Raw genomic sequence first — 21,989 nt, 5'->3', positions numbered from 1 at the left:
TTACAAGACAAACTGTGAATATTCTTTACCCAATCAAAGCTTTACGAACAACTACATCCACACCTTCTGGCACCCAAGCTGCCACAACTGCTTTTTGTGGCACACGAACCCAGCCGAGACCAGAAAAGACAATATCCGATTTGTCAGTAATTTTAAACTCACGACGAACCAATTTAGCACCAACTAAAGCAGGAGCCAAGAGTTCTCCTTTATGCTTTTCATAAAATTCAGTTGCACCTTCAAGTTTCGTCCGATGAACGTTGATTTCATTGTCAAAATAAGCCGTCATTCCTTGACGTTCGCCACTTATAAAATCAAAACGTGCCAAACCACCAAAGAACAATGTTTGTTCAGGATTGAGCTGATAAGTTTTCGGCTTAATTTCTTTACGCGGTGACACATATTTCAAATCTTCTGGTTCCAAATAATGAGCCATTTGCCCACGGTGAATAATCCCCGGTGTGTCAATCAATGCCGAATCTTCATCAAGCGGAATTTCAATCTTATCAAGAGTTGTCCCAGGGAAACGTGAAGTTGTAATCACATCCTCAGAACCTGAAGCTGATTTAATAATTGCATTAATCAAAGTTGATTTACCAACATTCGTTACCCCAACCACATAGACATCACGCCCACGGCGGTAGTATTCAATAGCTTCCATCAATTCAGCCACATCATCTTTATTTTGAGCCGAGGTCACTAAAATATCTTTAGGTTTAAGCGAACGTGAAGCAGCTTGTTCTCTCAACCAAGCAGTTAATTTCCCGACTTTTAGTGATTTTGGTAAAACATCACGTTTATTGGCAACCATGAGTAAATCATTTCCACCAGTCAATTTATGAAGGTTAGGAATCAAAGAGCCATTAAAGTCAAAAATATCAACCACATTGACAATCAAAGCATCATGTTGACCAATTTCTTTAAGTAAACGCAAAAAATCTGCATCCGTCAAACTTGTCGGTGCAATCTCATTATAATGACGCAATCGGAAACAACGCTGACAGTATAAATCCTCAGTTTTGATAGAAGCTTCGCTTCCCTCATCTCCAGCCTGAACAGCTTCCATTTGGTCGCGTTCAGCTATTTTTTTCTTCAAAGCACCCGCAGGCAAAAAGCCAAGTGCATTTTTATCCTCAGTTTGAATTTTTGCACCACAACCAATACAGTACAAATCTTCCATTATATTTTCATTTTCAATCATATTGCTTATTATACCACATTTCAACAGCATTTTTAGCCTTTTTTCCTATAATAAAAGACCTATTTTTATCATCTTTTTACTGACAAATTTTTCTGTCAGTAAATTTCAAAATAAAAAAGAGAACGACAACTTGTCAGTTCCCTTTTTTTACTGACAGAATTATTGTCAGTAATTTTTATTGTACAGAATAGTTAGGTGCTTCTTTAGTAATTTGTACATCATGCGGATGTGATTCTTTCAAACCAGCACCAGACATTTCGATAAATTGTGCTGAATCATGCAAAGCAGTAATATCAGCCGCACCAGTATATCCCATTCCTGCTTTCAAACCGCCAAGCATTTGGAAAACGATATCTGTCGCTGTTCCTTTATAAGCCACACGTCCTTCAATTCCCTCTGGAACAAGTTTGTTAGCTTCATTAACAGCCCCTTGGAAATAACGGTCTTTAGAACCTTTTTTCATTGCTGCCAAGCTACCCATTCCACGGTAAGTTTTAAACTTACGACCTTGGAAGATTTCAAATTCTCCAGGAGATTCGTCAGTACCTGCAAGCATTGAACCAAGCATAACAGCGTCTCCACCAGCAGCAAGCGCCTTAACAATATCACCAGAATATTTAATCCCACCATCAGCGATGATTGTTTTACCAAATTCACGCGCCACATTTGCCGCATCATAAATGGCTGTAATTTGCGGAACACCTACACCAGCAACAACACGAGTCGTACAGATAGAACCAGGACCAATCCCAACTTTAACCACATCAACACCAGCTTCAAACAAAGCACGAGCACCCTCACCAGTAGCAATATTACCAGCAATCAAAGTACGGTCTGGGAAATGATTACGGATTTCACGGATTTTACGTAAAACACCAGCTGAATGTCCATGAGCCGTATCAATAACAATCGCATCAGCCCCTGCAGCGAACAAAGCTTCCGCACGCTCAAAAGTATCAGAAGATACACCAACTGCTCCAGCAACAAGCAAACGACCTTGCTCATCTTTAGCAGCATTTGGGAATTCAATCACCCGTTCAATATCTTTAATTGTAATCAAACCAGCCAATTTACCAGCTTCATCAACCAAAGGTAATTTTTCAATTTTATGCTCTTGCAAAATACGAGCAGCTGTATCTAAAGTTGTTCCAACCGGAGCAGTAATCAGATTTTCAGAAGTCATCATATTTTTGATTTGTTGATTATAATCCGTAATAAAACGCAAATCACGGTTAGTAATAATCCCCACCAATTTACGATTTTCAAGCGTATCAACGATTGGTACGCCAGAAATTCGGTAAGTTGCCATCAAGTTTTCAGCTTCTTCAATTTTATGATTTGGAGTCAAGAAAAACGGATCTGTAATAACACCAGATTCTGAACGTTTCACTTTATGAATTTCTTCAGCTTGTTCCTCAACAGACATATTTTTATGAACTACACCAAGTCCACCTTGACGCGCCATTGAAATAGCCATTTTTGAGTCAGTTACAGTATCCATGGCAGCAGAGATAATTGGAATATTCAAAGTCAAATTTTTAGCCAACTTTGTCTTCATACTCACCTCATTTGGTAAAACATGAGACTCTGCTGGAATCAGCAATACATCATCAAAAGTAAATCCCTTTTTCAAAAACTTAGTTTCCCAGTTTGACATCGAAAATATTCCTCCATTATCGTGCTATATATAAGCAATATAGCTATATTTCTATGGCATTCGCCAATTTTTTATTTTTACTATTCTACCACTATTCCCAAAGCATTTCAACAGTAGAAAACAGATTAAATAAAAAATATGCAAAATTTAAACTCATAATTACCTTATTATTTCATAAACCTGCCTTAAATATGGTAACATATATTATGAAAGGCAAAAAAAACAACTTAAAATTACATTTTAAATCAAAGAAAAACAAAGCCGTTAAATTGTTAATTTTTTTTTACTTAAATGCAACATCCTATTCTTCTTATCATTGTAAAATATGATAAGAACTCTTATTTATCCTACACCATCAAAAGAAAGCAATAATTTTAGAAATGAAACTGAAAAAATCTTATATTATTTCCTTAATGCTCTTTTCTGGGCTACTATTTGCGAAACCAGTATTAGCTGAAGATGCTATTAGTTCAGATAATACACCAATGGGACATTACATCGAGCAAGAACAAAGTCAAGAAGCTTCAAAAGAGAATACCAGTGATTCTTCTACCACTACTCCCAGTATCAGAGCACGATCTTTTGCAGCAGTTCCAGCTGCCAATGTTCCTTCTGATCTCAAGTCTGATGATAACACCCTGCCAAGAAAAGATGCTGTGGATATTGCCAGCTACCAATCATGGATGACACAAGCAGACTTTAATTCTCTTAAGGCATCGGGTGTCCAATCAATTGTTGTTAAACTAACTGAAGGAACCAACTATACAAATCCATATGCTGCTAATCAAATTAAAATGGCTCAAAATGCCGGCTTAAACGTTGCAGTCTATCACTATGCACGATTAACAGGAGCCAATTCACAAAGTACTGCAAATTCATTAGCTATACAGGAAGCCGCATACTTTGCAAAGGTAGCTAAATCTTTTGGATTAGCTAGCAACACTGTAATGATTATGGACTGTGAGCAACCTTATAGAGATGGTTCTGGAAATATCATCGGCCCGAACCCAGTAACAGTTGATTGGGCAACAGCTGGGGTACAGTTTGCTAACAGCCTAAAAGGAAATGGTTATAGCAACACAAAGTTTTATACCTCTGCTTCATGGATTGGAACAAATACAGCAACTTGTCAAATGAATTATAATACCCTAGGAGGTCCCAAAAACCTATGGGCTGCCCAATATCTTTACGGAAAACCATCTTCTAGTAATCTACAAAATACACAATATGGCGCTTGGCAATATACAAGTCAGATGTATTATCAAGGAACCTCTAACTTAAAAGCCAATGCTGTTGATACTTCAATTGATTATAGTAATTTTTTTGCATCATCTGGTACAACTCCCCCCGATAATTCTATCATTCCTCCCGGAGATAATTTAGTAGCTAATGGTATCTATAACATATCATCTGCAAACAGAGCGATAGATATTAGTGGAGGTGGTGTAGTAAATAATTCTACAATTCAAACTTATAGTAAAAATGGATCTGCAGCTCAAATTTGGCAAGTAACACGTTTGAGTAACGGCTACTATACTTTCATGAATCCTCAATCAGGAAAATATTTAGAGATTAAAGCCGCTGCAACAGCTAATGGGACTCGAGTTAATCTTTATCAAGGCAATGGAACCGATGCCCAACAATGGGTTATCGCGCCAAATAGTTCTGGAGGATATTCTATTCTATCTAAACTTGCAGGAAAAGCCATTGATATTCCAGCAAATTCTTATAATAATGGTTCACAATTACAAATATATGCTTCAAATAATACTCTTGCTCAAAGTTGGTCTTTCACTAATACAAGTACTCCAACGCCTGTCACCGATGGAATTTATCGTATTAAAAATCTTACTCATCCTCTTTTTGTTGATCTTGCTGGAAATAATAGCGCAAATAAGACACAAATTCAAATTTATTCCGAAAATAATACACCAGCTCAACTTTGGAAGTTCACAAAACTTTCAAATGGGAATTACGAAATTTCAAATCCAAATTCTGGAAAATGTATAGAAGGTGCAGGTGCTAATCTGAGCAACGGCACTAAAGTACAGCTTTATCAAAGAAATGGAACCATGGCACAGCAATGGATAATTACTTCATTCTCTTCTGGAATAAGAATTAAAAATGCCAATTCTGGAAAAAGTTTGGATATCAAAAATGGGAACTATTCTCCAAATGCGCCATTACAGTTATACGACTCAAACTATACAGAAGCTCAACAATGGCAACTTATAAAATAAAAAAACTCGTGTGGAATAATCTCCACCGAGTTTTTTTTATTGATTAAATAAGATTCAATTTTTATCTAAATCTTTAAATTCTTTCTCAACTGCTTTTAAAGCTACTCCAAAGACCTGATCCATATCATAGTATTGATAATTGCCTAAGCGACCACCAAAAATAACATTTGGATATTTTTTTGTCTCTTCTTTATATTTTCTGAAAAGCTTAGAATTTTTTTCATCATTAACTGGATAATAGGCTTCTTTTGTGCGATCCCAATTTTGAGGATACTCTTTCGTTAAAATCGTATATCCCTCGTCAGCTTTTTTATCGAAATGTCTCCACTCCATCACACGAGTATAGGGCGTTTCTGCATCAGTATAATTGATGACAGCATTCCCTTGAATATTATCAGATTTTACAGTTTCTGTTTCGAATCGTACAGAGCGGTATTCCAGTTCTCCAAAAGAATAATCAAAAAACTGATCAATCATTCCCGTATAAACAATTTTTGGAAATTCTTCTAAAAATACTTCTTTATCACTGAAAAAATCCACACCTGTTTGAACATCGATAAGGTCAGAATCAAGCATTTTATCAAAGATTGCAGTATAACCATCAACTGGAACCCCTTGATAACGATGATTGAAGTAATTATTATCAAACGTATAGCGAACCGGAAGACGGCGGATGATGAATGAGGGGAGCTCAGTAGCTTTACGTCCCCACTGTTTCTCAGTGTAACCTTTAATAAGTTTATGATAGATATCAGTACCAATCAAACTAATTGCTTGTTCTTCTAGATTTTTAGGGATTCCTGAAACTCCTGCTTTTGCCTTCTGTTCCTCAATCTTAGCAGCCGCTTCTTCTGGAGTCTTTACCCCCCACATTTGATAAAAAGTGTTCATGTTAAAAGGAAGGTTATAAAGTTCCCCTTTATAATTCGCAACAACTTGATTAATATAATTATTAAACTCTGTAAATTGATTGACGTAATCCCAAACCATTTTATTATCGGTGTGGAAAATGTGAGCTCCATAATCATGGACATTGATTCCATGTTCTTTATGAGTGTACATATTCCCACCAATATGAGAGCGACGTTCAATAATTAATGATTTTTTACCATGCTTTGCAGCTTCATGGGCAAATATCGAACCATAAGGTCCTGCCCCAACAATAAGATAATCATAATTTTTTTTATTAAATTTCATTTTTTCTCCTATTATCATGATATCACATATAAGTTGTGATTAAAAAGTTCTAATATAAATTTTCATAGTTTTTATCTTTACAAATAATATACACCAAAAAGTGTAGAAAACAGAAGTAAAAGATTTGTAAGTACCGCAGTACCAGCTACAAACAATAGTACACCTTTTGAACCATTAATTTTAATTTTAAATTTTTCTTGGCAAGTGATGAATAGAAGTAAAAACAAAGTAGGAGTAAAGTATCTCCCCTGTAAGCCCTGCATCTGGCCTAATATAGTTGCATTTCCAACTGGTGCTCCAGTGGGAGTATATGTCATATAGACATAATAAACAGCCATAACTCCTAATAAAAAGATGATAAAACTTGTCAATGAGATAAATTTATTTTTAATAAATTTATCTTCGGAAAGTAGCGTAGTGAACAATACAATGTACCAAATCATACTTACCCAAGCAGGCGTATAATTGATATTAGGATATGGTGAACCTAATAAATTATAGAATACAGAACTTACCGATAAGTAATCTCGTAAATTGACAGAATAATTAATTATAAATCTATAAATACTATAAAAAATCCCACCATGTTTCAAACTTAATAAAAAGAGTAAAATTGAAAGCAAGAGTCCAATTCCCACTAATAAAGTTATAGATATTCCTCTTTTATTTCTCCATAAGTAACTAAGAAACAAAGATATCTTACTGTATATTCTTGGGAAAATAAACATTATTATTAATACTGGTATGAAAAGTAACAAAACTTTAAAGTTAGTCTTTGCTCCAAAATAAATAGAAATTGAAGCCACCCCCAACTCTACCCATCTCCACCAGTTAATCTTTTGATCAACTAAACTATTAATAATTATAGCCATTAACCAAGCAACTAATATAAAACTCAGAGAATCATAAGATAAACTTGCAAACGAATTCAAAGTAACCGGAGTTAGAGATAAGGCTACAAAAATCATTTTCCCTTTTTTAACAAACTTAATTATAAAAAACATTAATAATGAGTTAATGAGTACTGAAAATAAGCGAGCCGTTGTTATCATAACACCAATTGACGGATAAATTTTATGTCCCAGCCATACTCCTATAGAAGGAATTAAATGACCCCAAAAGTTATAGGATTTTAAATTTGGATTCTCTGTTAATCCTTCTCTTGGTTGCTTACTCATTGGCATTTCAACTATTTTAGTTAAATAGTAAGTTTGAAAATAATCTCCCTGTTGATATGCTTTAATTTGTCGATCAATTCCAGTTCCTATTTCAGGTTCACCATAAGCCGAAATGTCATTTGACAAATTTGCCATGTTTGAACTTACTACATAATGATATTGACCATCTGGTTCATTGAAAAAGGGCATTCCTATTGCAAGGATCATACCGAGTAAGACACTAATAATAAGATAAACCTTGTGGACTTTACTTTTTTCCCCAACTACAGAAGAGGAAACTGATTTTTTTTCTTTTCTCTTTTTCATATCCACTCCTTATAATCTTCTATACTTTACCAATAAAATTACCACAGCTAAAATTAGTCCACCAAAAAAACTAATAGCTACAAAGATATAAATTGGAATAGTATTTCGCCCTTGTCTACTCCCATCTAATGTTAAATTACTATATTCATTAACACCTGGAGCATAATCAGGAATTTCTCCCGTAAGACCAATCAGGACATTACTTGGATTAGTTATTGAATTATCAACCATTAAGGAATTATTTGAAGAAAAATAGCTTCGGCTAAAAATAGAAAACTTAAAAATTTTATTAGAATCTGACAAATCAGTATTCGTATCAATACGATAAAGAAAATAATCGTCTCCTTGTGCTAGACCTAGAATCTGTATTAAGCTATTATTGATTTTTTCATTTTCTTTCTCATTAAAATTAAATCTTAAAACGCTCAGGGGAATTTTTTGAGGCTGATCACTTCCCAATATATATCGATTTCCACCTTCTAAAATTAGGGGATCTGAAGCCTGTGCTATATCCAGGTTATCAAACTTATTCCATTTTTTATTTTTGCCATATATCTTATAAGCACTACCATCTGTTTTAGCTAGTATAAATTTTCCACCTTCAGCAAACGCCGTAGCATTTTTTGTAGTCATTGCAAAATTTATACCTGCGATAATTAAATTAGGAGTTGAAGCCACACTTGAACTACCATCCTTATTTACAGAGATCGCTTGCAATGATGTATGAATAGGTTTATTTGTACTTACGTTATTTCCTTCAAGATTTACATGTACCGTGACACGCAATAATATATCACTTTGGGTTGGATTTAATGTGATATTGGCAGCAATCACTGGTTCAGAAGAATTGAATACCAGTGTATCGTTTAAAGTTGGATTCGTCACTATTGTTGCTGCCTCTGAGTTTTTTAAAACTTCTATCGAATCAAAGGAAAGATTTGATTTTGGTGGTAAAACCACATTAATATTTCCTGATTGCTGCCACATATTTTTATTAATAGAAAGATTGAAACTAAATTTTTGATTAGTACCAACAACATACTGACCAAAGTTTGAAGCCAAAGCGCTTAACTTATTATCCGCCGTAAACTTTATTTTATCATCCACATTTACAAGATCTATCACAACTTTTTCAGAAGATTTTTGTATATTCGTAAGTTTAACAAAGTTGTTATTATTATCAAGAATTAACGTATAGCCTTTCATAATATTGGCTTTGGCTAAACCTTTGCTGTTTGTGAACTTATAAATAACATGTTCTGGATTCAAAAAGGGAACTGTGGTATTTGACTGATTAATTTCACTGATTAGCGATAAATTATCAACATTAATTAGGCCTGAAATTATTGAGCTCATTTCCTCATCTGTATGAGTAATACCTTGACCAATTTTTTGACCATTACTTAAAGCAATTACACCATTATTAGTGGTACTATTTGTATTTTGAGATGCTAATATCCAGGCTGCAGAGCTTCTAGCTTTCTTACTTATATTTCCACTTTTTATTTCTTGATAAGCACGATCAATGTTCATAGCACTATAAGAAGTATGAATTACGGGCATACCATTATTAGTAACTTGTAATTCAACATTCGTTTGTTCTGGTGGCAAAGTATTGGCAATAATTTTATTTTCTGTCACTAAAAATATTAATATAAAGGAGCAGATTAAAATCAAAAATTTTGTATTTATTTTTTTTTTCATAATGACTTTCAATATTTGGGATAGCTTATCTTTTTATAATTTTTTTGATATACGGACTAACTAACGAATTAGCTGGTGCACGTAATATGTATAAAGTTATTATATAAATTAATACTGCGATAATCGTTTGAATTAAATAATTTAATATACTAATTGGAAAATTCTTATTAACAAAATCCAAGAATACAAAAACAAAAGCTCCACCAATAATATACTTCCAAAGACCATGAAAAACTTCCTTAACTGTAAACAAATCCCTCAACTTCCATAAAATATATGTTGCTACACTAACTTCTGTCAATATTGTCGCTATTATAGCACCCATTGTTCCTAAAATAGGAATTAAAGTAAGATTGAAGAGTACATTCACTATAAGACCGACAACCGTTGACATCATATATTCATGCATTTTTTTTGCCGCTAACAAATACTGTGTACTTAGGGCATTTGTTAGTGCCAAGAAAAATATAGTTAATGAACCAACAGCAAGCAAAGAACCTACTGGAGCAAAGTTTTTACCAAAATAAAAGACAGCAAAAGTTTGACTGACACCTATAATACCAGAAATGCATAAGATAGAAATACAGTTTCCTAAATCTATTGATTTTAAAATAAGCGGTTTTACTTTTTCACTCTCACCAGATGAAAATAATCCTGATAAATGAGGTAAAAATGCGGAGTTAAAACTTGAAACAAGTGTCGCTCCCAATATAATGATCATATAGGTTTGTGTAAAGTATGCTACGCTATCAAGTCCAGAAAATATTTGAAGTAAATTTTTATTAAGTGAAGTGTAAATTGTAATAGATACTTGTGGAAGCAATAACATTGTTACTGGACGTAGATGTTGAAAAATATTGAGGGAACGAACTGGAATTTTCATTAACTCTCTTCGTAAAAAAGGCCAAACAGTTATATTGCCTATCAATGTTGAAAGAGCAAGTAATAAAATATAAAGCCATAAATCATTCGGTGTCCTGACAAAAACAAAAATAGCAACGGTTAAGAGTAATCTGATAATTGTATTACGAACAACTATAACCTTGAAGTTTTCAAGCCCCATAAAAAACCAAGAAACATCAAAAGCAACAGCTACCAAAGTAATTCCTTGAAGTAAAAAATATATTTCCCATTTATTTTGAAAGAAAATAAAAATTAAATATGCAACAAGTGCAACAGCTACAGTAATGAACTTTAAGCTTAATAGCTCATAAAATATGCGGCTTCTTGCCTCTTTATCCTTTTGATGATAGGCTATCTCACGATTACCATACAATGTAATACCCAGTCCACCAGCAAGTACAAAATACCCAAGCCAGGCGGCTGTGGATGAATAAATACCCACTCCTGTAGTTCCCAATGTTCTTGAAACATACGGCGCAGTTATCAAAGGTAAAATTAATATTAAAACTTGATAAACTGTATTATACATCATATTTTTTATTAACTTCATCAAATTATCCTCTAAATTTCACCATTTATTATTTTTATTAGCCGTTCTCCAGATTTATCTATTACATACTGTTTTACATCTTCATTTCCCTTGTGAGTTACAGCGATACGTTTCCCGTCATCTTTAAGCATTTCTATAATATTATCGACAAATTCTTTTTTATTATCAGGTTCAACTAAAATGCTATTAGCATCATTAGCATAATCTACTATGCCACCTATACGACTTGCAACAACTAATGCTCCTGATGCCATAGCTTCCATACCCGTTAAAACCCAGCCTTCTAAAACACTTGGAAGAAGATAGATTTTAGAAGAACCATAAATTTCTTCCCGGAGCTGTTTTGATGTGGCATTTTTAGTAAAATGAATCCAATCTTCTAGCTCCTCAATAGGATCATATGCACCAAATAAATGAACTTCAAGATTAGGAATAGTTTGTTTTACTTCTCTCAAAATTTCTAACCCAAGTTTTGTACGTTTTGTTTCTTGAGTATGATTTAAAAGACAAATAATATTTTTCCGATTTTCTATAGGATTTTCAAGAAAAAATTCATCATGATTATAGAAGTTTGGAAGATATTTAGGATCTGGTGCCCCCGCTTCCAATACTTTTTGTCGTAATTCTTTGGAAATAACAACATTTGTTAATCCTAAATTGTAAGTATTTTGAACAAACTCTTTTTTATTTCCAAAGCCTTCGGCTTCATAATTTTGAATAAAGTAGAATTTCTTTCCTTTCTCTTTGGGAAGCTTATGAACAAGAGAGGCAGTTTTAGCTCCAGTTGCAAATACAATATCTGCATCAGGAAAGTCTTTAGAAAGGATGCAATTGTAGTATGATTTAATTTCATTTTTCAAAGAAAACCAAGTTACCTTCGTTTCTCTTTTAGAAAATTTATATATGTGTGAATCTACCATACGTTTTAGAAAAGAATAACTTTTACTGTCACTTGGAGAGTAACTGTAACTGATAGAAACATCAAACCCCTGATCTACCAACCAATTTGCATATTGATAGACTATCTTAAAGCCACCAACTGCATGATTATAATTTGCTGGCATAACAAAATTAATTTTTTTATTTTCTCTCATTTCATTTCTTTCTTAAATCCAAAGATTATATCTCTGATTTGACTTGAACGATGCTCATAATTTTTCCAATCTTTGAATTGCTGCATTATCACCTTCCAAATACTTCCAGATTGTGCATTTTCTACTCTTCTTTTAGTGAACTCATAGTATTTTTGTTCTTCATGAGCTAAAGAGGATTTATTATCTTGAAGAACTTTATAAACTATTTCATAATATCCTTGATATTTTGCATAAAGCTCCTGGATATGAAGCTTTTTTGGTGATTTAAGCGTTACGACTGCTTTGCCGCTTGCATTTGACTCATGGCGATTATGAACTGCAACACATTCGTTCAGGTTATAACCAACTCCTAATAATCCAGCTAGACACTCAATAAGAGCGTCATGAGGGAGTAGGTTATAATCTTCTTTCCAATATTTTAAGAATCTACTGATAAATTCTTTTTTTATCGCCAAGGTCATACCTTGACGAAAACCAGCCTTATAAAAATGTTCAACAGGAAATTCTGAAAGTTCTTGATCATTGTTCTTAAAGATATAATTAGTTGGAACTGTCGCTTCACTAGTACTCACAGTAAATTCAGTATCAGCACTCAACACCTCAATTTCTTGATGCTTAGCTAATATCTCTAATTGTCGTTTATTTTTTTCCAAATTCCAAACATCATCTTGGTCTGATAAAAAAATAACATCTGCATCGGTATTTTGCGAGTCAATCAACAATTGGCGAAAATTCAAGCGCCAACCTAAGTTCTTTTGATTTTTAATGATATTCCATCCAACTAAGTCATTAGTTGCTATGTAATCTTTAACAAATTGAACCGTTCCATCCGTTGAACCATCATCACGTATGATAACATAATCAGGAGCAAGCACTTGATTTTTTATAGAATCTAATTGCTTTTCAATAAATTTCTCTCCGTTATATGTTGCCATCAGTACTGCTGTTTTCATTATTCAAAACTTTCTATTGTCTTTTTCAAGCCCGAGTCGAGATCAACTAATCTGTTCCAACCCAATTTTTCTATTTTAGACATATCCATCACTGTTCTACCGTCTGTACTATAAGCTGTACTTTGAGAAGTAGGAATATCAAACTTAACTTTTAATTTTTCATCAGGTAAAAGTGATACTAATTTTTGTGCCAAATCTCGTATTTGAATAGGTTCGTCTTCATTTGCAACATTATATGCTTGTCCAGAATCACCATTTAACAAAACTGTTAAGAGTGCTGTAGTTGCATCTGATATATAACAAAAGGCTCTTTCAGCAGTCCCTTCAGATTTTAGAATGATATCTTCATGATTAACAACATTCGAAATCAAATCACTCATGATACGTCCATCATTATTTATTTCCATACCTGGACCATAAGAGTGAGCAATTCGAGCTACAGTATATGGAATCTCATATTGTACAGAATAGCTTTCCAATAACGTTTCTGCCATTCGTTTACTTTCGGGATAACAGGCTCTTGGAGAAAGGATATCAAATCCCCCATAATCTTGTTCTGTTAATAGATTTTTAATTGATTTTCCATAAATTTCGCGTGTTGATAAGAAAAGAAAATTTTGAATTCTCTTTGTTCTTGCCAACTCCAATAAATTCATTGTTCCCAAAGTATTAGCTTTGATAATTCCTACAGGATCTGTTGAAATAAATTTCGGACTAGCGTTACTTGCCGCATGTATAATATAATCTATATCTTTTTCATAATCAAAGGGTTGAGTAACATCATGCTGAACAAGTTCAAAATATTCTTTTGATAAGCTTTGAAATTTAGCATTTGCTTTTTCCATGTTTCGAGCAGTACCAATAATTTTTGTTTGAAAATTTTTGTGAACATCTAAATAATAAATAACATAAGCTAAATAAGTAGCTAGCATTCCAGAAACACCTGTAATTAGTACAGTTTTTCCTCTTAGTTTTTCAAAATTAATATAAGATGAACTTACAATTTTTTTTAAATCTTCTTGAACAATTTTGTTTTCAAATGTAATCATTGATTATACTCCATAAATCTGACCTATTTCGCGTGCATCACACAGTGCTTTGAACATATAAAAATCATCTGGTGTTGTAATTTTTATATTTTCATATGGTCCTTCTACAATATGTAAGGTTTTATTATACATCCCCATAAGTGTGCTTGAATCAATTGCATCAGTAATACCTTTCGAAATTGCATCACGCTCAACTTTTAAAATATCTGAAAGATTAAAACTTTGAGGAGCTTTAGCAGTAAAAGAACGTGTTCTATCCACAACTTCTGAAACCTCCTGAGAGCCATTAACAAGTACAATTGTCTCTTTTGCAGGTGCTGTTGTTATAGCTGAACCATTTTTCTTAACACATTCAATATTATCACGAATAACTTTACTGTTAATTAACGGACGCACCCCATCATGTATCAAAACAACAGATTCTTTGCCTTCTGATATTTTTTCTGCCGCTTCAAGACCGTTAAATATTGATAGTTGTCCAGTTTCACCACCTGGTACAATTGCTTTAACTTTTTTTAAGTTGAATTTCTTAACTAATTCAGCCATATAATCTAAATACTCAGACAATATTACAACAACTACTGCATCCACTTCATCTGTTTCTTCAAATAAGTCAATGGTATGTACAATAATTGGTTTCCCATGAACTTCCAAAAATTGCTTAGGCTTATCTTTAGAATTCATTCGTGATCCTGTACCGCCCGCAAATATTAACCCAATATTCATTTTTAAACTTCTTTCCAATAAAAAGTAACATAATCATGATTTATTCGCTGACTTTCAGGAGGAAGTTGCATATAATCTCCATGAATTTGACGCAAATAACTATCATGATCAACAATTTTTCTCACAGTTAGATTCTCAAATTTAACTTCTTCATACTCTTCAAATATTTCAATTTGAAAATGTTCTTTATCGAAATAACGACTTGCAAGAAATCCAATTTGATTTGCACTAGAATCTAACTGATATCTTGACATGAAATCATCCACATCTCTTGCCACTTGCCTATTTTTTCCATGATATTTAAGATATTTTGGTCCTCGGAGAAAAAGACGAGCAAAAGAGTAGTACCACTTTGAACCACTTACAAATGCTGGAAAGGATGTTGAATATAAAATTTCCGCTTTATGCTGTGCTTCATGCATGAATTTAACTCTCTCCTCTTCTTTGGAGGGCATAGAGTCCATCGGGAAAATATCAATATTTACACCAATCTTGGGCCAAAGAAAGTCGAAACCAGACTTAGCTTGGTAAGTTTTTTTATTACAGAGTTTCGCATAGGGTTGAAAAGTCTCTTTAATTGAATAATGCCATAACTCCGCTTCCTCTTGATGGCTAAGAAGCTTTATAAGTTTGTCGTAATTTTTACGAGTTAGCATAATATCTATATCGTCATCCCAAGGGATGAACCCTTTATGTCTCACACTACCAAGTAATGATCCTCCACCTAGAGAGTATTCAATATCATTTTCACGACATACCTTGTCTACTAGATCTAATAGTTCAAGTTCAAGTTTTTTTATTTCATCTAATGAAACTTTATTCAAATCTTATCTCCTTTTGTATAAATTCTGGCAAATAAAGACATAAGACCTAGTTTATAGATACTAAAGAAAGTAGTTACAACTAATCTCACTTTTATTTCATCTCCTTTGGATCCTTTAATAATTGAAGTTAGTTTCAAAGCACTTGGAAGTCTATTTTCAAGTAATTTTTTTTCTTTATAAAATTGAGTAAGAAATCCTTCTCGACTTGCCTGTTTCCCCTGTCTAAGTAGTTGATGGGAGATAGCTTTAAACATGAAGTAGGAAAATTCTGGAGAATTTGTTAATTTAATAGCTCCAACGTCTAAAAATATTTCTAGCATCTCAACTGCTTTGTCAGTATTTTCTTCATTTCCTACTTTTAGCTTGGTACTTGAAAATGACACAGGATTGAATAACCAATTATAACCAATATAATCTATAAATCCATACTCCGCCCCCTGAGCAATAATGGATAAACAAAATGGAGTATCTTCAACAAACGTATTTTCAAAAAATAATATCTTTTTTCTTTTCAAAAAGTCTAAACGATAGATTCGATTACACGAGGACATAGTTGAGTACTTCGTATACCTCTGAGGTGAGCTAGGCGAATATATTCTCAGAACTTTACCTTCACTTGTAATTCTACGGAATCCCGAAATGATAACATCAGCATCTGTTTCCTCAGCCTTTTTAACATGTCTACTCAAAAAATCAACTTCATAATAATCATCTGAATCAAGAAATGAAATGTATTTTGAATCTGCCAACTCAATACCAACATTCCTTGCCTTACCTACGCCTTGATTCTCTTGATTAACGACTTTAATACAATTAGGGTATTTCTTCTCATATGAGTGAAGAATTTCAAGTGATTTGTCTGTTGATCCATCATTTATAGCAATAAGAATAAAGTTTTCCTGTCCTATATCTTGTGATAAAACGCTTTGTATAGATTTTTCTAGATAGATTTCTGTATTATAAACAGGCATTACGACTGTTATTTTTTTCATTCCTATTCTACTCTTTCATGTAAGTAATTTTTTTGCTAATCCCCTGATAAATTCATTATTATAAAGTAAGATTGACAATTTTAAATAACCTTTATATAAGTTGATATTCCAATATAAAGCTCTTCTTTGTTTGCTAATCGTTGCAAATTCCTGATTTTGTTGGAAAAGCTTATTAAAAAGAATCATTGAAAAATTTGAACCATCACGGATACACTTCATCATAATAAAATCATTTTCATTCATACATAATTTATAAACATAATTTAGTATCTCTGGATATTTTTCTTTTGCAAACTCTATTTGTATGCTATTTTTTTCAAAAATATCATAATTTTTTTGAGAAATTTTTATATTCGTTAGGCTTGAAACAACTTGTCGATAGTACCACAGTGGCTGATTTACAAGTACAATTTCATCAGCTTGCTCTATAACAGGTAATATGATGGAAGTATCCTCATGTATTGCCAAATTAGGAAAGCGAATATTTTCAAAAATATCACGACTATATAATTTTCCCCAAGGGCTAAAAGAGGGATAACCTGATGATTGCACAGCTTTTATCCTATTTATCATTTCACCCTTTATAGAAACTATCTCTATATTCTCATGATGGTCACTCAAAGTATCTTGAGTAGAATACCTTGCCATTGAAAAAATATGCGTTTTCCCCTTGATTGGCCGTAATAAAATTTCTATAGCATCCTTCGAAATCTTGTCATCAGAATCCAAAAACATAATATATTGGCCATCCGCCTTATCTAGCCCATTATTTCTGGCCATTGCAACGCCTTGCCCCTTTTGATTAATAAGTTTAACTCTCTTGTCCTTATTAACATAAGTCTCAGCTATATCCAATGAACGATCTGTTGAACCATCATTAATCAAAATAATTTCCAGATCTTTGTAGGTTTGATTAATAATAGATTCTAAACAATCATCCAAATATTTTTCAACATTATATATTGGGATAATCACACTGACTAAAGGTTTCAGATTCGCCATTTTATTTCCATTTCCTTGATTTTATATCTAAATCCAACAAGCTGACTAATAATCCTTTGCTTATCTACTTTATTTATCTTTTTCCGCATAACTCTAATACTACATGAGTCTTTTAGAGCAGCAAATCTTAGTCACTCTAAAACACGAGAATTAAACATATTAAGGTAAATATTTAATTTCTCATTCTTTTTAAAGTTGTCAGTAAAGCTCGCTCTACACCTCTCCAAGCTTTCTGATTTTGCAGCATATTTCTCAGCTTTACCCCTGGTACGATCACGCCACCATTAGTACGAATCACCAGCTTAGACAAGTTTAGAACTTCTGGAATTTCTAGAATTCCTTCAGTCTTTAAATATGATGTAAAATCACTCGTTTCAGTTTTTCTCTCAACTTTATCAGGGATTGAAAGGTTAATTACATATTGAGCAAAAATCAATTCTGAGAAGCGCTGAATTAACACTTTTTTCACTGAATTTGATGAATTTTTAGGAAGATTTTTTATGAAATTCCAAATATGTTTTGTCATTTTTAAATGCATCGTTCTATTTTTTACCATGTTACCAATTGCCATGGATTGTGTCCCTGAGTTTGTACGGTAGACATAAACTGGATAATCCAAATAAACTGATTTCTTTACAAAAGGTAATGGATAACAAATATACTCAACGTCAACATAAAACATTTTTTCATCAATTTTTATATCATTATCTTTCAAAATTGAAGTTCTATATGTAATTGTATGCATGGGCGGAATTTTGATTTCTCCGATAATCTCCTCATGATCCATAATATGATTTGCCGGAATTTTTAATTCCATCATAAGTTTTTTTTCTGCTGTTACCTCATCATGTTCAAAATAGGGATTATTAATAAGATCTACATCAGATTTTTTAAGGAATTCAACCAGCTTGACAAAATTTTCTGTTACAACCCAATCGTCTCCGTCTACTACTTTAAAATATTTACCAGTTGCTTCTAAGATCCCACGATTTATAGTTGAACCGTGTCCTCCGTTTTCTTTATCAATTACACGAATTGAGTCAGGATATTTATCTGCCCATTTTTGTGCAACAGATACTGTATTATCCTTTGACCCATCACTAACGATTAAAATCTCAATATCTGAGATAATCCGTTCATCAATAAGGTATGGTAGACATTCATCGATGTACTTTTCTGTGTTATACGAAGGTATTGTTACTGTTAAAATTTTACTCACTTGATTATTTTACTCCAAAGTTTTATTTATGTGGCTTACTTTTTTCTTTGTTTCATTATTGCCTAGTTCTGTGTCTTTCATATCTTTACGCAATAACGAAACTTCTTGAATCAGTGTTTTAATTTGCTTTTCTGCTGCTATTAGAGAGATTTGATAGCGTATTGAAATAACAAGAAGCATTCCAACCAACACAAAAAGTGCAAAGGAAGTTAACGTTGTCACCCCTAAAGCATAAGCGATTTTTGCCGCAAATTCTGAAAAAATTGCACCAAATAATATAACTAGTGCAAGAATAAACCATTTCAACATGTGCCGAACTTCAGCAAGATTTTTGCGAATAAGTCGGATGGTATAGATGAAAAAGAGAACGGCCAATATAATGGCTAAAATCCTTAATGGTAATGGCATCATGATTTCTTACCTCCCATAATTGCAGAAAAAAGTATAGCAAGAGATACACTTATCATATAGCTCATTCCTTTAAATAAATTAATGCTAGATGTCCCGGTTTCTCTTTCAAACATACGCACTCCCACCTCTTTTACACGAATGTTTTTTGCAAACAAATGCATATAACTCTCAGGTTCAGGATATTGACTTGGATAGCGACCCACAAACTGTGAAATGACTTTCTTATTTGCTGCTCTATATCCACTTGTAACGTCTTTTATTCTTATTTTTGAAGTCATGAATATTAAAGCAGATAATATTCTAATTCCTACCTGCCTTGTAGTTGAGGACTGAAATTCTGAATTACTATCTTCTAGGAAACGTGAACCCACTGTGAAATCTGCTACTCCGCTCAACAATGGTTCAATCAGACAGGGAAGGCTTTCAATATCATGTTGTCCATCTCCATCATACTGGATAGCAATGTCATAGCCCTTTTCCAATGCATACTTATATCCTGTCTGCACTGCTCCTCCAATACCTAGATTTTGAATCAATTCAACATGATTAATTTCATTTTTTCTAAGTATTTCTTCTTCGTTGTCCGTAGAACCATCATTGATAACAATATAATCAATCATATATTTTGATTTTATGCGATATTGTTCAACCTTTTGAACAACTTGCGTAATTCCCTCGGATTCATTATAAGCTGGTATAATTAATAATATTTTTGGTTCTACCATTTTATTTCTTTCCTAGTATTATTTTTATGAGTGCCTTTGCAGGGAAAGTATCCCCCTTAAGCCAACCTTTAACTATCATTCTAACATATTTCTTTCTAATTGAGTAGAGATGCTCGGGCTGATAGTTTTTATAGTAGTAGTATTCTGCTGTAAAAATTTTGACAAATCTTGATTTTGATAATTCTTCTAGACGTTGTACTGAAAGTTGATGATAAATCTTCTCATCAATCACTTGAATAATTTGATGATGTTTTCTTAATTGCCAAAAAATCCAATGGTCTAGATAGTCAAGGGGAAATTCGTTAGTAAATCCTCCTATTTTTGTCATGAATAATTTTGATAAGACAAGCCCACTAGAAATACCAGTAATATCTTCATCGTAGTTGCCAGCTTTTTTAGGATACTTCAAATTCTTTATTGTTTCACTAGATGTAGGAGATATTTGGATTTCTTTATCAAAAATTTGTGGACAAATAGCACTGACTTGTGAGCGCCCTAAGTCTTCAAATACTTTGTATATATAGGTTTCCGTTATCCTTGTATCATCGTCTAACAGCATAAACCACTCATCTTTTGTTTCTCGTAAAGCATATTGGTAGGCTATTCGTGTCCCACGTTCTTCATTATCTTGATTATAATAATATACAATAGACGAAAAGTCATTTGGTTTTTTTTCACTTGAAAAATCAATTGAACCATTATCAAAGATAATAACATTTAGAGATTCTTTAATAGAACTTTTCATATTATTTAGTTGCTTGTAACTTACAGTTTCAGTATATTTTGTACTATATGCAACTAGACAGATTGTCAACTTCATCGTAATATCCTCATTTTAATGAGCACGTTTTTAATCATGTATTTAGCTTTCGCAATAAAACTTTCAGAGTTATTATCATTAGTTGTCAATATTTTTTCCAAATGCCTAATACTCTGATTATTTAAATCGTAATTTACTTCTAAAAGTTTTATAACTTCTTGATAAGCATTTTCTACTGAATAAATTGCTTTAATATCCTTCAAAACTGATAAAGACTTTTGTTTTTCTAAATCAAAAGCATTCAAGGTATTTGAAATTAATTTTGTTAGTTGATTCACGTTGCCACTATCATAAAATTGCCCGAACCCAAAAATATCATATGCTGACAGATGACCTGGGTTACTTGAAACAATGCTCGGAACTCCATGTAGTAAAGCCTCTACATAAACTAATCCAAAGGTTTCCATTTTTGATGGACCAATGAAAATATCTTTGTCTGTTACCATTGACCATGGTTGAGCTTTGGGACCAGCGAGAGTTATGTTTTTAATTTTATTTTCTTTAATAAAGTTGACAACTTTTTCTTTATAATCTTTATCAAAGTTTCCGATTAGTACTAATTCAACTTCTGGATCATCTAATCTATGAAAAGCTTCAATTAATTCCAGTTGATTTTTACGTTCTGTTAATCTCCCTACTGATATAAGACGAGTTTTATCTCCTTCTCGTAAATTTTCATTTGTGGTTTGGGTATAAGGATAAAAACCATAGATTTTACGATTGGGGATTAAATTTTGTAGTTTTTCTTGGAGGCGTCCTTGAACAGCAAAAATTTCTGTTGAGTATTCATTAATAAAATCCAGTTTGTCTAAATAATATGAAAATTCACCTTCTGGAAATTCGTGAATAATCCAAAAATGTGGAATTTTTTTAATTGCTGCGACTAAAGCTCCTTGGAACATGTTTACAGAATTTGTAACTATTAAATCAATTTTTTCTTCGTCAACAATTTTTTTAATTTTATTAAGATGTTCGCGATAATAGTGATAAAGTTCCCTTTCAGTTCCTTGGATAGGACCAGGTGCATCTTCCCACCACCACTTTACCGCATTTAACATATAATTTTTAATACCAGCTTTTTCAAAAGCTTCTATATAGGGTTTATCTCCTGAGGCTTGAGTCACGTTTACAACGTTAAAGCCTTGTGATTTAAGCTGCTTTTGCAACTCAAATATCGAAATTTCTGCCCCATTATCTAGTGTACCCGTTGGGGAAACAAATAAAATGTTTTTCATAAA

19 protein-coding genes are annotated in these 21,989 nt (G+C 32.9%); 1 reads left to right on the top strand and 18 read right to left on the bottom strand.

Going from position 1 to position 21,989, the window contains the following annotated elements:
* Positions 1 to 25: 25 nt before the first annotated feature.
* Complete coding sequence (gene yqeH, locus IAE51_RS09900; protein WP_233611057.1) at positions 26 to 1,201, bottom strand: ribosome biogenesis GTPase YqeH; 1,176 nt, start codon at positions 1,199 to 1,201, stop codon at positions 26 to 28.
* A gap of 175 nt (positions 1,202 to 1,376) precedes the next feature.
* A complete protein-coding gene (gene guaB / locus IAE51_RS09895) occupies positions 1,377 to 2,858 on the bottom strand; it encodes an IMP dehydrogenase (RefSeq protein WP_003129822.1) in 1,482 nt (493 codons plus the stop codon).
* 380 nt (positions 2,859 to 3,238) lie between these two features.
* Between guaB and IAE51_RS09890 the strand changes: the two genes are divergently transcribed.
* Positions 3,239 to 5,098: an RICIN domain-containing protein gene (locus IAE51_RS09890; RefSeq protein ID WP_080735905.1), complete on the top strand. Its 1,860-nt coding sequence runs from the start codon at positions 3,239 to 3,241 to the stop codon at positions 5,096 to 5,098.
* 54 nt (positions 5,099 to 5,152) lie between these two features.
* On the opposite strand, the gene glf is transcribed toward IAE51_RS09890, so the two are convergent.
* From glf to IAE51_RS09810, 16 genes are all read right to left on the bottom strand, one after another.
* Positions 5,153 to 6,295, bottom strand: a complete 1,143-nt coding sequence (glf, locus tag IAE51_RS09885) for a UDP-galactopyranose mutase (RefSeq protein ID WP_023190015.1) — start codon at positions 6,293 to 6,295, stop codon at positions 5,153 to 5,155.
* Positions 6,296 to 6,372: 77 nt separating this feature from the next.
* Complete coding sequence (locus IAE51_RS09880) at positions 6,373 to 7,779, bottom strand: DUF2142 domain-containing protein (RefSeq protein ID WP_052062129.1); 1,407 nt, start codon at positions 7,777 to 7,779, stop codon at positions 6,373 to 6,375.
* Positions 7,780 to 7,788: 9 nt separating this feature from the next.
* Positions 7,789 to 9,483: a hypothetical protein gene (locus IAE51_RS09875; RefSeq protein WP_200095296.1), complete on the bottom strand. Its 1,695-nt coding sequence runs from the start codon at positions 9,481 to 9,483 to the stop codon at positions 7,789 to 7,791.
* 25 nt (positions 9,484 to 9,508) lie between these two features.
* A complete protein-coding gene (locus tag IAE51_RS09870) occupies positions 9,509 to 10,936 on the bottom strand; it encodes an oligosaccharide flippase family protein (protein WP_023190018.1) in 1,428 nt (475 codons plus the stop codon).
* Positions 10,937 to 10,947: 11 nt separating this feature from the next.
* Complete coding sequence (locus IAE51_RS09865; RefSeq protein ID WP_058211807.1) at positions 10,948 to 12,030, bottom strand: glycosyltransferase family 4 protein; 1,083 nt, start codon at positions 12,028 to 12,030, stop codon at positions 10,948 to 10,950.
* On the bottom strand, positions 12,027 to 12,983 hold the full coding sequence (locus IAE51_RS09860; RefSeq protein ID WP_200095294.1) for a glycosyltransferase: 957 nt from the start codon (positions 12,981 to 12,983) through the stop codon (positions 12,027 to 12,029). Before IAE51_RS09860 ends, IAE51_RS09865 begins: the two co-directional genes overlap by 4 nt.
* Positions 12,983 to 14,032, bottom strand: coding sequence for an NAD-dependent epimerase/dehydratase family protein (locus IAE51_RS09855; RefSeq protein ID WP_023190021.1), 1,050 nt, complete (start codon positions 14,030 to 14,032; stop codon positions 12,983 to 12,985). The genes IAE51_RS09860 and IAE51_RS09855 overlap by 1 nt, the downstream gene beginning before the upstream one ends.
* Before the next feature lie 3 nt (positions 14,033 to 14,035).
* Positions 14,036 to 14,758, bottom strand: a complete 723-nt coding sequence (locus IAE51_RS09850; protein WP_023190022.1) for a 2-C-methyl-D-erythritol 4-phosphate cytidylyltransferase — start codon at positions 14,756 to 14,758, stop codon at positions 14,036 to 14,038.
* Between the two features lie 2 nt (positions 14,759 to 14,760).
* On the bottom strand, positions 14,761 to 15,582 hold the full coding sequence (locus IAE51_RS09845; RefSeq protein WP_058211808.1) for a phosphorylcholine transferase LicD: 822 nt from the start codon (positions 15,580 to 15,582) through the stop codon (positions 14,761 to 14,763).
* Positions 15,579 to 16,574: a glycosyltransferase family 2 protein gene (locus IAE51_RS09840; protein WP_200095292.1), complete on the bottom strand. Its 996-nt coding sequence runs from the start codon at positions 16,572 to 16,574 to the stop codon at positions 15,579 to 15,581. Before IAE51_RS09840 ends, IAE51_RS09845 begins: the two co-directional genes overlap by 4 nt.
* Positions 16,575 to 16,589: 15 nt before the next feature.
* Entirely contained in the window at positions 16,590 to 17,576 is a 987-nt protein-coding gene (locus IAE51_RS09835; protein WP_200095290.1) for a glycosyltransferase family 2 protein, read from the bottom strand.
* A 172-nt stretch (positions 17,577 to 17,748) separates the two neighbouring features.
* Positions 17,749 to 18,795, bottom strand: coding sequence for a glycosyltransferase family 2 protein (locus IAE51_RS09830; RefSeq protein WP_033899117.1), 1,047 nt, complete (start codon positions 18,793 to 18,795; stop codon positions 17,749 to 17,751).
* 9 nt (positions 18,796 to 18,804) lie between these two features.
* Positions 18,805 to 19,203 carry a DUF2304 domain-containing protein gene (locus IAE51_RS09825; protein WP_033899195.1) on the bottom strand — a complete coding sequence of 133 codons (399 nt, stop codon included), beginning with the start codon at positions 19,201 to 19,203 and terminating at the stop codon, positions 18,805 to 18,807.
* A complete protein-coding gene (locus IAE51_RS09820; protein WP_023190028.1) occupies positions 19,203 to 19,931 on the bottom strand; it encodes a glycosyltransferase family 2 protein in 729 nt (242 codons plus the stop codon). Before IAE51_RS09820 ends, IAE51_RS09825 begins: the two co-directional genes overlap by 1 nt.
* A gap of 1 nt (position 19,932) precedes the next feature.
* Positions 19,933 to 20,676 carry a glycosyltransferase gene (locus tag IAE51_RS09815; protein ID WP_233611056.1) on the bottom strand — a complete coding sequence of 248 codons (744 nt, stop codon included), beginning with the start codon at positions 20,674 to 20,676 and terminating at the stop codon, positions 19,933 to 19,935.
* A 71-nt stretch (positions 20,677 to 20,747) separates the two neighbouring features.
* Positions 20,748 to 21,986 carry a glycosyltransferase family 4 protein gene (locus tag IAE51_RS09810; protein ID WP_033899125.1) on the bottom strand — a complete coding sequence of 413 codons (1,239 nt, stop codon included), beginning with the start codon at positions 21,984 to 21,986 and terminating at the stop codon, positions 20,748 to 20,750.
* Positions 21,987 to 21,989: the final 3 nt, after the last annotated feature.

Origin of the sequence: Lactococcus sp. S64 (genome assembly GCF_016516525.1) — a bacterium.
GTDB lineage: Bacteria > Bacillota > Bacilli > Lactobacillales > Streptococcaceae > Lactococcus > Lactococcus lactis.
The sequence above is the reverse complement of the archived record's forward strand: the minus strand, read 5'-3'. Positions and strand labels throughout refer to the sequence as shown.

Excerpts from the sequence above, each read along its gene's own strand:
- yqeH (WP_233611057.1), bottom strand. The coding sequence starts at position 1,201 with ATGATTGAAAATGAAAATATAATGGAAGATTTGTACTGTATTGGTTGT.
- guaB (WP_003129822.1), bottom strand. The coding sequence starts at position 2,858 with ATGTCAAACTGGGAAACTAAGTTTTTGAAAAAGGGATTTACTTTTGAT.
- IAE51_RS09890 (WP_080735905.1), top strand. The coding sequence starts at position 3,239 with ATGAAACTGAAAAAATCTTATATTATTTCCTTAATGCTCTTTTCTGGG.
- glf (WP_023190015.1), bottom strand. The coding sequence starts at position 6,295 with ATGAAATTTAATAAAAAAAATTATGATTATCTTATTGTTGGGGCAGGA.
- IAE51_RS09880 (WP_052062129.1), bottom strand. The coding sequence starts at position 7,779 with ATGAAAAAGAGAAAAGAAAAAAAATCAGTTTCCTCTTCTGTAGTTGGG.
- IAE51_RS09875 (WP_200095296.1), bottom strand. The coding sequence starts at position 9,483 with ATGAAAAAAAAAATAAATACAAAATTTTTGATTTTAATCTGCTCCTTT.
- IAE51_RS09870 (WP_023190018.1), bottom strand. The coding sequence starts at position 10,936 with ATGAAGTTAATAAAAAATATGATGTATAATACAGTTTATCAAGTTTTA.
- IAE51_RS09865 (WP_058211807.1), bottom strand. The coding sequence starts at position 12,030 with ATGAGAGAAAATAAAAAAATTAATTTTGTTATGCCAGCAAATTATAAT.
- IAE51_RS09860 (WP_200095294.1), bottom strand. The coding sequence starts at position 12,983 with ATGAAAACAGCAGTACTGATGGCAACATATAACGGAGAGAAATTTATT.
- IAE51_RS09855 (WP_023190021.1), bottom strand. The coding sequence starts at position 14,032 with ATGATTACATTTGAAAACAAAATTGTTCAAGAAGATTTAAAAAAAATT.
- IAE51_RS09850 (WP_023190022.1), bottom strand. The coding sequence starts at position 14,758 with ATGAATATTGGGTTAATATTTGCGGGCGGTACAGGATCACGAATGAAT.
- IAE51_RS09840 (WP_200095292.1), bottom strand. The coding sequence starts at position 16,574 with ATGAAAAAAATAACAGTCGTAATGCCTGTTTATAATACAGAAATCTAT.
- IAE51_RS09835 (WP_200095290.1), bottom strand. The coding sequence starts at position 17,576 with ATGGCGAATCTGAAACCTTTAGTCAGTGTGATTATCCCAATATATAAT.
- IAE51_RS09825 (WP_033899195.1), bottom strand. The coding sequence starts at position 19,203 with ATGCCATTACCATTAAGGATTTTAGCCATTATATTGGCCGTTCTCTTT.
- IAE51_RS09820 (WP_023190028.1), bottom strand. The coding sequence starts at position 19,931 with ATGGTAGAACCAAAAATATTATTAATTATACCAGCTTATAATGAATCC.
- IAE51_RS09815 (WP_233611056.1), bottom strand. The coding sequence starts at position 20,676 with ATGAAAAGTTCTATTAAAGAATCTCTAAATGTTATTATCTTTGATAAT.
- IAE51_RS09810 (WP_033899125.1), bottom strand. The coding sequence starts at position 21,986 with ATGAAAAACATTTTATTTGTTTCCCCAACGGGTACACTAGATAATGGG.